We start from the raw sequence: 11,873 nt of genomic DNA, 5'->3' as shown, positions 1-11,873 counted from the left end.
TCAGGCTAACCCGCCGTTCCGGGGAAGCAGCCGGTCCATACCTATTAGCGGTCATCGGCGCCTCGCAATCAACGCCGTTGGCGTCGGCAGATTGGACGTCAATCACCCCGCGGAAGGTGGATCTAGGCAGTCGAGCTCCGGCGGATTGGGGTTGGGCCGGAGTTCGCTGCCATTCCGGGACCGAGATTGCTCACGGTAGGCTCAAGGGAGCTATCGAGATTTTTCATGCTACTGCATCCGTTTCGGTGCCTGCCGGACAGTATTGGACGAGGGTCCATAGAGCGCGTTAGCGCGTTCGCGATGACCGTTGAATACAACCCTGAGTGAGGATCGCCACATGGGCCTCATCCCAACCGACAAGCTGCTTTCCAGGGGTCCGACACCACAAGGAGCAGTCTGATGGGTCGCCGCGCTAGCGGGTTCAAGGACGTCACGAAGCACGACACCGACCAGGTCTACTCCAGGCCGGAAGAGCCCGGCGGCGAGCCTGAGCCGACGTGCCTGCCTAACCCCTACCCTGAGACCCGCGATGGCGACAACGACATGGCTGACCTGCACAGCTACTTGGCCTCGCTGCCGGCCGCCACGGCCGTCGACTACGCCATCGAACTCCTCGATTCGTCCTCTAGCGGGCTCGACGCGATGCCGATCGACACGATCGACATCCCTGACGATTCGCCCGCATGATCCATCTGAAGTCGGATCGCGCCTGGCAGCCTCGCCGTTGGAGCCTGCTCGAAGTCTGAAGCCATTCCCTACACTTCGACGCGACGAAAGGCCACGCCGAGATCGAGGCAGGATGGATGCGGCGCCCGGTTCGAGCCTCTCTTCCCCATTTGGCAGCGGGATGCCAACTGCGGAGAAAGCAGCGTGAACTATTCGCGTTGCTCACCTGATCCTCGCCCCTGCTGACGCTTAGGAGTTCATTGAGGAACACTCTTGGCGACTGGCCGTTGAGAAGGAGCAGCCGGCTTCGGTGGCCTTCGGGGAGGTCCGACTGCGCTAGCGCCGTGAGCGATTCCGCCTCTGCCAAACGACTTAGGGAGCCGGGCGTGACAACTGGCAATGCCGCTGGTCAGGCCCGGGAGCGCAAAGCCGCTGTCTCGCTTCATACCCCGCCTCTCAGCTATGAGGCTGCCCTGCTCGCATGTGCCGCCGGACGGCAGACGGCGGTCGCCAGAATCTATGCCAGCGAGGGCGCTCGGTTGCTAGCGGCGGCGCAGCGCATCGTCGGCAGCCGGGATCGTGCCGAGGACGTCGTGCACGACGCCTTCGTTCAGATCCTGAGGGATGCGCGAAGCTTCGATCCCGCGCGAGGCTCGGCCCGAGCTTGGATCTACACGATCGTCCGTCATACAGCGCTCAAGAGCCTTCGCGCCGCAGGGAGGGAGTTTGCCGTTGGCGAGGACGGCCAGCACTCAACCCGCGATCAGCGACAGGCGCAGCAAGACGGCGGCTCGGGCCCGGCCGAATCCGCTGCCTTGCGATCCTGTCTGGCGCAATTGGATCCGAGACGGCGGGCAAGCTTGATCCTGGCCATTGTAGACGGCCGCACGCACGTTGAAATCGCCGAGTACTTGGGCGTGCCCATCGGGACTGTAAAGGCCTGGATTCGTCGCGAGCTGATCGCTCTTCGCGAGCGGTTGAAATAGCGTTCGAAAGGGATGCGGGCGGCGAGCGGTTAGCGAACCCGTGGCGACATATTCTTTTTAAATTCTAGACTTTTAGCACAACCCGCTCATTTATTTTAAGACTTGTGCATCCATGCCGGCGCCTGGCGGACATTGTATGAGACGGCGCGGTGTGGACCACGTGGGGCGCATCTGGAGCTGTCACTCAACCCCATCAGTGACGAGGGTATGCTCAATGTTAGTAGAGACCGACCAGAAGCCGAAGCCCGAAGAAATGGAAAAGCCCACTGGCTGGAAGTACGGCCCGCGGCCCGGCGAAGAGGACGGCCGCGGCAAGGAGCACCACGGCAAGAAGGATGATGACGACGACGGCCGCGGCAAGGAGCACCACGGCAAGAAGGATGATGACGACGGCCGCGGCAAGGAGCACCACGGCAAGAAGGACGATGACGACGACGGCCGCGGCAAGGAGCACCACGGCAAGAAGGATGATGACGACGGCCGCGGCAAGGAGCACCATGGCAAGAAGGACGATGACGATGACGACGACGGCCGCGGCAAGGACCACAAGGACCACGACCACAAGCACGACTGGTGCAAGAATGACGATGACGGTGGTCCCCCCAACGGCTGGCCTGGCCAGCACGAAGTGAAACCCGTCGATGATGGTCCCTATGCTGGAACGGGGGACTACGGCGCTGAAGCGATCTCGTCGCTGATGGACGACGGCGGCGGCCTCTTAGACCAGCTCCCGCTCGTCGGCGGTCTCGATCTCCCCCTCGTCGGCGAACTCCCTCTCGACGCTCTGCCGCTCGATGCGGTGAGCGACGTGCTGCCCGCATAGGCACGGATGGTGCTCTCGCCCGGTCGTCATCCCGGCGATCCGGGCGGGAGCACCGGCTGGCAGGATGAGGGCTCGCGGTATGCTGCAAAGCCGAGCGTCTGCACCTGAAGCAGGGCCGTCAGAGCGGCGCAAGCTCGACGGTCCATGGCGGAGCTTGGGAGTGAGGCATGCAGAGAAGGAAAGGGGCCTCTTCAGCTTTCTGACGTGGCCCTTCTATTTGGCGCAGGTGCTGGCGGCCCAGGAGTTCCTAGGCGGCAACGCGAGAGCCTGGCCGGACGGCTCGGATGTATTGGCGGCGGACCGGTTAGCGCGGGAGCAGGAGGACGGTTCTGTCGCTAGCGCATCCGACCGCATGCCGACGCTCTACGTGCCAGACGATGAGGATGCAGCTGGCAGTCAGGCGACAAGAAATTGGACGCCATTGGCGGCAGTCGCAGCAAGCGCCGTAGCGGACGACAAAGACTCGGAGCCAAAAGCATCGGAGCCGCTCGACGGTACGCTCGGCGATTTCATCCAGGGCGCGGGCATGGGTGGCGCATTCGACGGCACCGCTGACGCACGCGGCAGTGGGTTCGTAATGGAGGGGGGCCCCTTGCATGCTGGCTTTTTTCCGGAGACAGGCGGCACGGCCGATGTCGTGACTTTGTTAGACAGGCTCAGCAGCACCTTGGGCTCCGACCTCGAGAGCACGAGCTCGCTTCTCGGCGGCATCCTCAAAGAGGTGAACCTGCCGTCGCCGCTGGGCAACCTCGATACGTCGCTCAACACCATTGTGGATGGCACGCTCGACCTGGTCGGCAGCACGGCTGACTCACTTCTCGATGAGTTGAACAACTCGCGGACGCTCGAGGGGATCGGCGCATCGCTCGACGGCGTCACGTCCGAGCTCGGCATGCAGCTTGCGGGCGTCGTCACGGCTCTCGATCACGTCGTTGACGGAACGACGGACGCTATCGCCACAGAGCTAAATGGCGCCGACTCTGCCCTCGGGGCGCTCCTTCAGGGCGCTGGGAAGCTTGTCGACAACTTGCACGATCCTGACCATCTCAACAGTGTCTGCGCCTGCGGACCGAGCGATGACGGGGACGCAAGCGCAACACCCTTCGCGTCCGCCACGCTGCTCGTCGAGGACTTCTTTGCGACGCTGACCTCCCCCGACACGCTTGGTGTGGTCGCATCCGCGGGATCGATCGCACTGGGCGCCTCCGCCTCAGACGCCAGCGGTACCGACGCCCTTTTTCACGGCGGCAAATACACCGACTACAGCCTCGCCTTGAAGTCGGACTCGGAGGCCAATGCGCACCCCTCGGACTTCGCGGACGCGCGTACGGATGGAAGTCAGCTCGTGATCCCCGAGAGCGGTGAGCACGTGGACCATCTTCACGACCCAACCATCAATGCAATGGCGCACGATGTGGCGGGCACGGTCGCCGCGCTTCCGTCGGCACTTGAGGACATTGGCCTTCGCGGCGGCGACACCTTGCTGTGACCCGCAGCCCAAACAGGAAGAGCGCTTTGATGACCGTGGGCACAGATGCACGGAAGGCGATGCGCTCCCGGCGCCAACAGTTTGTCAAGTTGGGCGTCGAGCCGGCCAGGGTCTTGGTCCGTGCCCAGGCAGAGGCGACGGCGCACATCTCAACGTGGGCGCGCGACGTCCGCCGATGGCGTTGGGCGCTCGGAAAGCGGGCGGCTCAGCTGATCGCGCCGCTGATGGCGTACTTGACGAGACAGCCAACACAATCAGCTGACGCACCGAGCGACCCGATGGGGCAGTGGCGGTTCGTTGCCTGGCAGCGCCTGGTCCCCATCGTTGCCTTTTCGGTCGTCGTCAATCTGCTCATGCTGACGATGCCGATCTATCTCTTTCAGATCTCCGACCGTGTGCTCACGAGCCGCAGCCTCGATACGCTGCTGATGCTCTCGATGCTGGCTCTCGGATTGATTGCCGTGTTGTCCCTTCTCGACATCTTGCGCCGCCAGGTACTTGTCCGGCTTTCCACTGCCTACGAGGCCCTGCTGGGCGGCCCGGTGCTCGCGAGCATTGTCAGCAACGCTCGGGTAGGCGACGGGGGCAACGTGCAGGCGCTGCGCAGCCTGCATCAGGTGCGCAACTTCCTATCGGGTCCCATCGTGCTGCTGCTCATCGATGCGCCTCTGGCGCCGATCTATTTTGCTGTCGTGTTCCTGATCCACCCGCACCTCGGGTTCATTGCTCTGACTGCCGGTCTCATTCTGATAGGGATCGCGGTCATCAATCAGAAAGCCACGGCGCAGAGACTCGGCAAGGCCGGGGCATATGGCGCGCAAGCCGATACGGAGGCCGAGGCCTTGGCGCGCAATTCGCAGGTCATCAATGCCATGGGAATGTTGAATGAGAGCATTCTCCATTGGGGGCGCGAGCAGGCGCCTGCTCTCACGCTGCAAAGTGGGGCACTCGACAGGAACGTCTGGATCAGCGGCGGATCGAAGTGCTGTCGCCTGATCACGCAGATCCTTGTGCTGGGCTGGGGCGCCTATCTGGCGTTGCACGCCGAGCTCACCGGCGGCATGATGATAGCCGCCTCCATTATTGCCGCGCGCGGCCTACAGCCGCTCGAAGGTATGATCGAGGGCTGGCGAACCCTGGTGCAGACGAAGGCTGCCTACGCGCGCGTCGATGCCGCCGTGGAGGCATTGCGCAGCGAGAAGCCGCGGCTGCAGCTTCCCAAACCGAAGGGACGGCTCAGCGTCGATAAGATCCTCTACCTGCCGGCGGGCACGAAGGAGCCGGTGCTCAACGGTGTGAATTTCGAGCTGCGACCGGGAGAGTCCCTCGCCATCGTCGGACCCTCGGGATCGGGAAAGTCCACGCTTGCGCGCATTCTCGTGGGCTGCCTGTTTCCCACGGCCGGAAAGGTGCGCCTCGACGGCACCGAGCTGCGCAATTGGGACCGCCGGCAATTTGGCGAATACATCGGCTACCTGCCTCAGGAGGTGGAGCTGTTTCCAGGCACCATCAAAGAAAACGTGTGCCGCATGCGCAACGATTTGCCTGACGCCTGCATCTACGATGCTGCCATGGTCGCCGGCATCCACGAGATGGTCTGCCAATTGCCAAACGGATATGAGACCGTGCTGGGCAAGAGCGGAATGCCGCTCTCCGGTGGCCAGAGGCAGCGCATCGCGCTGGCGCGCGCTTTCTTCGGAGAGCCGTCAATCGTCGTGCTCGACGAGCCAAACTCCAATCTTGACGCAGCCGGCGAACAGGCGCTGACGGAGACTCTGGGCCGCGCCACGCACAAGGGCGTCACGGCGGTGGTCGTGACGTTGCGGCCAGCGCTGCTCAACAACGTCGACAAGGTGCTCATTCTTCGGTCTGGACGGGTGGAGGCGTTCGGGCCGCCCAAAGAGGTCTTGCATCGCCTAGTGCAAGCGTCGGCGGCTGTTGGCCGTTCGTCCGCCGCGGGGAGGGGACCCGCCTGAGCCGCAGCGACCCTGTTCCAGCGTGCTCGCCGCCACAAGGAGTTCGCAATTGATCACTGGATACCCCAGCTTGGATCAGTGGCACAGAGGCGTACCGCTGAGCGCGCGGACACCGACGATGGTCGGTTTCGTCATTCTTGTCTTGTGGGGTGGTGGCTTTGGCATCTGGGCTTCCATGGCGCCGCTAGCAGGCGCTGTCGTCGCTTCAGGCTCATTCGTGGCTACGGGGCAAAACAAACAAATCCAACACCTCGAAGGCGGCATCATTGGCGAGATGCTCGTGAAGGAGGGCGATCTCGTGACGGCACGCCAACCGCTCGTACGGCTCGACGACACAGCGGCAAAAGCGAAGCTGCGCCGACTGCTGCTTCGCAGGTATCGGCTGATAGCGATGCAGGCGCGCCTCGAGGCCGAGTTCCACAGCAAGGATAGCTTCGAGATGCCAGGTGTGCTCGCCCGCAACATCGGCGATCCTGAAGTCGCGGCGATCTTCAGCCGCCAGGAAAACGAGTTCAAGGCGCGACGCGCGAGGCTGCGAGATGAGGAACAGGTGCTGCGGCGGGAAATCTCTGGTCTGCAGGAGAGCCTCCACGGCTATGACGCGCAGGTCACATCAACACGCGCGCGCATGGTTCTCTTTGACGAAGAATTAAAGGGCAAGCGTGAGCTGCTCGATCAGCGCCTGGCCCGCAAGACCGACGTCCTTGCGCTTCAGCGTGCGGAGGCGAGTCTTTCCGGAGAGCTTGGCGCGCTCCTGGGGCGCATTGCCGACTCCAAGGAACGCATCGCGCGCGCCGAGCAGCAGATAGCCCATCTCCATTCCGCGGCAACGCAGAGGGCGGTGGAAGAGCTGCGCACAACGGAAACAGAGCTCGACGATGTGCAGGAGCAGATCCGCGCCGCGCAGGATGTCGTGGAGCGTACGGAGGTACGCGCGCCGGTGCGTGGCATCGTCGTCAAGCTGCATCAGCACACGCCGGGCGGAGTGATCTCCCCTGGCGCGGTCATTCTTGAGCTGTTGCCGGTTAATGATGACCTGCTCATTGAGGCGCGCGTAAATCCCAACGAGATCACCCACGTTCACGCTGGTCAGCGGGCGCTCGTGCGGCACACCGGCTTCAACCAGCGCATCATGCCCATGATCGAGGCGGTGGTCGCCTATGTTTCTGCCGACGCTGTCCGCGAGCAGCAGATGGCCTTCACCAAGGCCGAGCCGGAACCGCGGCGCGATAGCCCCATCTTCATCGTCCGCGTAAAGCTCGATGAGAAGGACGCGCGCGCCAAGACCGAGAATATCCGGCCCATGCCCGGCATGCCCGCAGACGTCTTCATCAAGACCGGCGAGCGCACCTTCTTCGACTACATCATGAAGCCGATTGTCGACAGCTTCTCGCGCGCATTTCGCGAACACTAGGCGCGCTCCATTGGCTAGGGTGCCGCATTGCACCCGCCACGCGCTCGTTTGGACGCTCACATTGACGATAATCAATTGACGTCAGCGATGTCATTAGCTGACGCCGGCAGCTGGGGTGTTGCCAGGCGGCGGCGCCGCGTCGCGAGGGATTTCACCAGCCCCGCTTGAAACATCGAGGAACAAACAATGCCGGCTCAGGCGTAGATCATCGCGCTCGCTACGGCTTGGGCGTGAGACAGCAGCTAGATACCATTGTCTTTTCGGGTACGGCTATTGATGAATGTCAATGCCGATTTCTCGCCGATGGGGCCGGTAACGCCTGCAGGCGACTAGTCGTTAGCCGGCTATTGCCCTGAGCATTCCAAATGCCAATCAGCTCCTGCGAACATTGAGGGAGAATTCAGCTGCGAGCGTCAAAGCATCCTTGCGGAGCCGGGGTACCGGCCCACCAGCCTGGCGATGGTCGAACTCACAAACACAGACCGCACGCACGCGAGGTCCTCAACCACTCGGTCCAATCGCCGCATATCGCTCGCGTGCTGGACGAGGCGCTGCTTACGCTGGGCCGGGATAGCGGCCTACGCCGCAGGCATCTAAGCAACCGCTGGCGCGGGCGCCTGGAGGCCTCCTAATATGATCGTCAATTTCGTTGCGGTCCTCGCAGCAACAATCTCCGCCAATGTAGCTCCTCCAGACATCGACCTGTGGGTCGGCCTGCGGCAGGTGGTATCGATCGGCGATCTCAACAGCGATAGCTTTGCACTTGAGCGGATACAGGAAGCTCGCAGCAGGGTCGTGGTGCTTTTTCGCCCTAACGGCGAGAGCTGCACGTTCCGATTTCCTTTACCAATAGGCCGCAGCGTTCAACTCCGCGCCCATGGGCCTTCAAGGCAGTCGCTGCTCTGCGCACTGACCTTGCGTGAATTGGGCGATACCACAACGGCACGGTTCGAAATGGAGTGCATCGAACAGCCGCACTCAGAGCGGCCGAGGTGCCCAGGCTAGGGGCCCTCATCAACACAGCAGTCGTGGACCCAAGTCATCTACTTGATAAGCGTGACGGGAACCTCGGCTAGGTGGATCATCTGGGTTGCCACAGAGCCGAGGAGCAAGCCTTGAACGCCCCCAAGCCCGCGCGTTCCCATGACGATCTGGCCAACGCCCTCCTCGCGGGCGACCTCGGCGATGGCCTTGGCGACTTGTCCGGCTCTGACCAGGGGCTTGAAGGCGATGTTGACACCTTTGCATTTGCTGAGGGCGCTCTTCAGCGCTTCCTCGGAGGCTCGTGAGGCGGCATCCTGGAACCAATCGGGCGGGGCCATAGCCGCTATGCCGAAAGGATCGACGGACCCGACATTTTGCACATTGAGCAATACGAGCGATCCTCCAGGATTTTTCGACAGCATCTCAAGCGCAAAATCGACGGCACGAAGCGAGGCTGGGGAACCGTCAACTGGGGTGAGGATTTTGAGCATAGCCATGCAGCACCTCTCGCTCAGTATTGTCCTTGCATCATGGAGCTAGCGATCACAGGAGAACGTCATGTTCCGGCCTCACAAAGCCAAGCGGACGATGAGCTTGATTGCCCTCGTGGCGGCGCTCGCTGCAGCGACACCTGCCCTGTCCTCACCGGAAGGCGACTACCTGCGCTTTTGTTCGCTCTGCCATGGCTTCGACGGCACCGGCAAAGGACCCCTGGCCGATGCACTGAAGAAGCCACCAGCCAATCTTACCCTCCTCACACGTCGACACGGAGACAAATTCCCCGCCGAGTACGTAAAGGAGGTCATCACCAAGGGTGGCGACATCATCGGCCACGGCTCCTCTGAGATGCTCCCGTGGGGTCCCACCTTCAGCGCCGAGGAGGCGGGCGGCATGCCGGATGACCGTATCCGCATCGAAGGACTTGTTCGCTATATCGAAAGCATCCAAGCGCCCTGACACTCGCTGGCTCCGGTTCAGGTGGGGCAGAGCATGTCGGCTCTGCCCGGGTAGATCAGACGTAAACTTGTTCCGCTATCGGGAGGGCATCATCGACCTCGATGCCCAGGTATCTGACAGTGCTTTCGATCTTCGTGTGAACCCAGCAGCAGCTGGACGGCTCTTAGGTTTCCGAGAGGTATTCACCGGGTTGTTTCGGGGTGACTTTCAAATAGTCATCGATCGCCTGCCGCGTGTGCTCGGTCAGCCCAAACATGACTGGGTGGCTGGTTTTCCTCTGACGCACTGTGGCGCGATCGACGGCGTAGCCTCGAGGTCATCCATGATCATTCTCCTCTGCCACAGAGACGAGCGAGCATGATCCTTGGCGCGACCAAGACGCTGATTTCACGTCAGCTTCGAAAGAGTACCTGTCGTGTAATGCTCAGCCTCGGGCCGCGGCAGCGACGCTCTTGACCCTTGTCGGACGTGAGGGGCATTAGCAGCGGATCTGTTTGCCATCGCCTCCGGGTAGGGAAGCCGACGCTGGCTGACAGATTGATGTCTGTCTACCTGCTGATCGAGTCTTGATCCAAATCAGGATCTTCGCGCCCTGTTAGTTGCGGGGATAGTGCCGCCGTACACCACCCGACTCGCCGTACCGCTTGATCGCAGTCGCAGTGCCGAGGAGAGCCATCATGCGGTTATTGAAGAATGCATTTCTGATGTCGACATTAGCCAGCGGCATAGCCGGTGCGGCGATCGCAGACGGTTACGAGGTGTCGTCGCCCACGGTGGCCCCACGATATTCCTGGAGCGGCTTCTATGGTGGTGCCCATCTCGGCGGCACATGGGGATCGACGAGCGCCACCGATAACAACAGCTACAATGCCTTCGGCGACTCTTGGGATGCCAATACTTCCGGGTTCGTTGCCGGCATTCAGCTCGGCTACAATCTCCAGGCCGGCCCCGTCGTCTTTGGCATTGAAGGCGATATCGGCGATCTCGGTCTGCACGGTGATGCGCCGACGAACTTTCCGCTTGTCGGGGGCGATACCTCCTCCCGCACGGACGTGGATTTCTACACGACGGTGCGCGGCCGGCTCGGCATCGCAGCCGACGACTGGCTGTTCTATGCGACGGCGGGATATTTCGGCGCCGAGACCCGCGTTTCGATCGTCGACACTTGCACGACCGTTCCCCCCTGCGGCTTCTCCTCGGTCGACGCACCCGACAAGTCGTTCCGGTCCGGGTGGACGGTGGGTGGCGGCATCGAGGCGGCCCTCGGGGGTGCGTGGACCGCGAAGGCTGAGTATCTCTACTATGATATCGGGAGTGCCACGGTCACCGGATTGGCTGCCGGGACGGGCCCGCAATTCAGCTGGGATCTCGATACGCACGGCAACATCGTGCGCGCCGGCCTAAATTACAGGTTCGGGCCGGGCAACTGATTGGCGCAATGCCGAGCTGCGCAGGGCGCCCAACCTATGGCGCCACCGCCGCGGCATTCATAGTAGCCGGCGTAGCCGGCGCTGTACGGCGCGCATTGGGAGCTCGGTGTCGCGCATTAAGATTGCCGTGTTGTTGCGCAACAACCGCCGGGGTATGGGCGTGGCAACGAAGCTCACTTATCGCTCTTCGCTGTTGTGGCCGCATCCCAATGGCGGGAGTCAGTCCCAACGGTCGGCAACGCTGACGCCGTGGCAGACCATGTTTGCTGTTTGACCCTCCCAGTCCCACGCCGCGCACTCTCGTTTGGCTCTCTCCCACAGACAAGTGCGGTTCCTGTAATTAAGCGTCTACAGATCCCACAGCGTTGTCTGCACTTGACCCACATCAATGAGGATTGTGCACGTACGCGGAAGCATCCGTTCACGGACTAGAAGAGGACGAAGCTCTCCACGCATTGTGATGATTGCCGCGATCCGCGTCGGAAGGAGATCCTAAGTGAAAGCGCCCATGCCTGCCTTAGTTCTGGTGATGTTGCTCATTTTGGCCGCACCGCAGCAAGCCATCGCCCAGTCCTTGGAAGGAACGTGGAGCGGCTCTGGTGCCGCCAAGCCGAAAAGTGGTCAAACCGAACGGGTCCGCTGCCGCATTACCTACAGCCGCCAAACCCCAAAGGTGTTCGGTGTTGCGGCAGCCTGCGCGACGCCCTCCGTGACGTTTCACCAGACGGGCACACTTCTCATGGTCGGCCCTACCCGCTTCGTGGGTGACTTCTACAATCCCGAATACGACGTCTCGGGCCGCGTGCGCGTCACGTTGAAGGGATCGACGCAAACCGTAACCTTCAGCGGCTCCAAGGGGACTGGCAGCATGACGCTGACGAGGCGCTGATTGGTTCGGTCCGAGAGGGGGGTGGATCCATGGTGGCGGTCAGATGCAGTTTGTCCAACATCGAGGCGGAAATCGGCTTGAGGAACTCCGCAAGCTGGCTGCCTGGATGCTCATATATCCGGGGCTGCTGGCCGCCGCAGCTCCTGGTGTGGCGATCGCGATACTCCTGGCACTGAGCGCGGTGATGGCAATCGGCGCGATGTCGGTGCGCACTGACGATGCGCTTGCCTCTCTCTTGCGCTCCTCGACGCCCGACTAT

At 62.3% G+C, this 11,873-nt stretch carries 10 protein-coding genes and 1 pseudogene; 9 read left to right on the top strand and 2 right to left on the bottom strand.

Going from position 1 to position 11,873, the window contains the following annotated elements; all coding sequences use genetic code 11:
- Window positions 1–399 precede the first annotated feature (399 nt).
- The 6 genes from F9K20_RS16690 (at window position 400) to F9K20_RS16665 (ending at window position 7,354) form a co-directional block, all read left to right on the top strand.
- Window positions 400–687, top strand: coding sequence for a hypothetical protein (locus F9K20_RS16690; RefSeq protein WP_291004360.1), 288 nt, complete (start codon window positions 400–402; stop codon window positions 685–687).
- 365 nt (window positions 688–1,052) lie between these two features.
- Window positions 1,053–1,652: a sigma-70 family RNA polymerase sigma factor gene (locus F9K20_RS16685; protein WP_291004357.1), complete on the top strand. Its 600-nt coding sequence runs from the start codon at window positions 1,053–1,055 to the stop codon at window positions 1,650–1,652.
- Window positions 1,653–1,866: 214 nt separating this feature from the next.
- Entirely contained in the window at window positions 1,867–2,475 is a 609-nt protein-coding gene (locus F9K20_RS16680) for a hypothetical protein (protein ID WP_291004354.1), read from the top strand.
- Between the two features lie 217 nt (window positions 2,476–2,692).
- A complete protein-coding gene (locus F9K20_RS16675; RefSeq protein ID WP_291004351.1) occupies window positions 2,693–3,964 on the top strand; it encodes a hypothetical protein in 1,272 nt (423 codons plus the stop codon).
- A 278-nt stretch (window positions 3,965–4,242) separates the two neighbouring features.
- The gene (locus F9K20_RS16670) at window positions 4,243–5,940 is read left to right on the top strand and encodes a type I secretion system permease/ATPase (protein WP_291004348.1); all 1,698 of its coding nucleotides are present in this window, start codon (window positions 4,243–4,245) and stop codon (window positions 5,938–5,940) included.
- Window positions 5,941–6,058: 118 nt separating this feature from the next.
- The gene (locus tag F9K20_RS16665; RefSeq protein ID WP_291004345.1) at window positions 6,059–7,354 is read left to right on the top strand and encodes an HlyD family type I secretion periplasmic adaptor subunit; all 1,296 of its coding nucleotides are present in this window, start codon (window positions 6,059–6,061) and stop codon (window positions 7,352–7,354) included.
- Window positions 7,355–8,397: 1,043 nt separating this feature from the next.
- On the opposite strand, the gene F9K20_RS16660 is transcribed toward F9K20_RS16665, so the two are convergent.
- On the bottom strand, window positions 8,398–8,835 hold the full coding sequence (locus F9K20_RS16660) for a universal stress protein (protein WP_291004343.1): 438 nt from the start codon (window positions 8,833–8,835) through the stop codon (window positions 8,398–8,400).
- A gap of 61 nt (window positions 8,836–8,896) precedes the next feature.
- Between F9K20_RS16660 and F9K20_RS16655 the strand changes: the two genes are divergently transcribed.
- Window positions 8,897–9,295 (top strand): cytochrome c, encoded by a 399-nt coding sequence (locus F9K20_RS16655; protein WP_291004340.1) that lies wholly within the window; start codon window positions 8,897–8,899, stop codon window positions 9,293–9,295.
- Window positions 9,296–9,350: 55 nt separating this feature from the next.
- Here F9K20_RS16655 and F9K20_RS16650 read toward each other — a convergent pair.
- Window positions 9,351–9,468, bottom strand: a pseudogene (locus F9K20_RS16650) (integrase); the annotation flags it as partial.
- A 504-nt stretch (window positions 9,469–9,972) separates the two neighbouring features.
- Between F9K20_RS16650 and F9K20_RS16645 the strand changes: the two are divergent.
- Together F9K20_RS16645 and F9K20_RS16640 are read left to right on the top strand one after the other, a co-directional pair.
- Window positions 9,973–10,725 carry an outer membrane beta-barrel protein gene (locus F9K20_RS16645; protein WP_291004337.1) on the top strand — a complete coding sequence of 251 codons (753 nt, stop codon included), beginning with the start codon at window positions 9,973–9,975 and terminating at the stop codon, window positions 10,723–10,725.
- Between the two features lie 496 nt (window positions 10,726–11,221).
- Window positions 11,222–11,614, top strand: coding sequence for a hypothetical protein (locus tag F9K20_RS16640; protein ID WP_291004334.1), 393 nt, complete (start codon window positions 11,222–11,224; stop codon window positions 11,612–11,614).
- The last annotated feature ends 259 nt before the right edge of the window (window positions 11,615–11,873 follow it).

The organism is Hyphomicrobium sp., from assembly GCF_009026145.1.
GTDB lineage: Bacteria > Pseudomonadota > Alphaproteobacteria > Rhizobiales > Hyphomicrobiaceae > Hyphomicrobium_A.
The sequence above is the reverse complement of the archived record's forward strand: the minus strand, read 5'-3'. Positions and strand labels throughout refer to the sequence as shown.

What these genes read in the sequence shown, in the direction of transcription:
- F9K20_RS16655 (WP_291004340.1), top strand. Translation starts at nt 8,897, where the DNA reads ATGTTCCGGCCTCACAAAGCCAAGCGGACGATGAGCTTGATTGCCCTC.
- F9K20_RS16645 (WP_291004337.1), top strand. Translation starts at nt 9,973, where the DNA reads ATGCGGTTATTGAAGAATGCATTTCTGATGTCGACATTAGCCAGCGGC.
- F9K20_RS16680 (WP_291004354.1), top strand. Translation starts at nt 1,867, where the DNA reads ATGTTAGTAGAGACCGACCAGAAGCCGAAGCCCGAAGAAATGGAAAAG.
- F9K20_RS16665 (WP_291004345.1), top strand. Translation starts at nt 6,059, where the DNA reads ATGGTCGGTTTCGTCATTCTTGTCTTGTGGGGTGGTGGCTTTGGCATC.
- F9K20_RS16670 (WP_291004348.1), top strand. Translation starts at nt 4,243, where the DNA reads ATGGGGCAGTGGCGGTTCGTTGCCTGGCAGCGCCTGGTCCCCATCGTT.
- F9K20_RS16690 (WP_291004360.1), top strand. Translation starts at nt 400, where the DNA reads ATGGGTCGCCGCGCTAGCGGGTTCAAGGACGTCACGAAGCACGACACC.
- F9K20_RS16660 (WP_291004343.1), bottom strand. Translation starts at nt 8,835, where the DNA reads ATGGCTATGCTCAAAATCCTCACCCCAGTTGACGGTTCCCCAGCCTCG.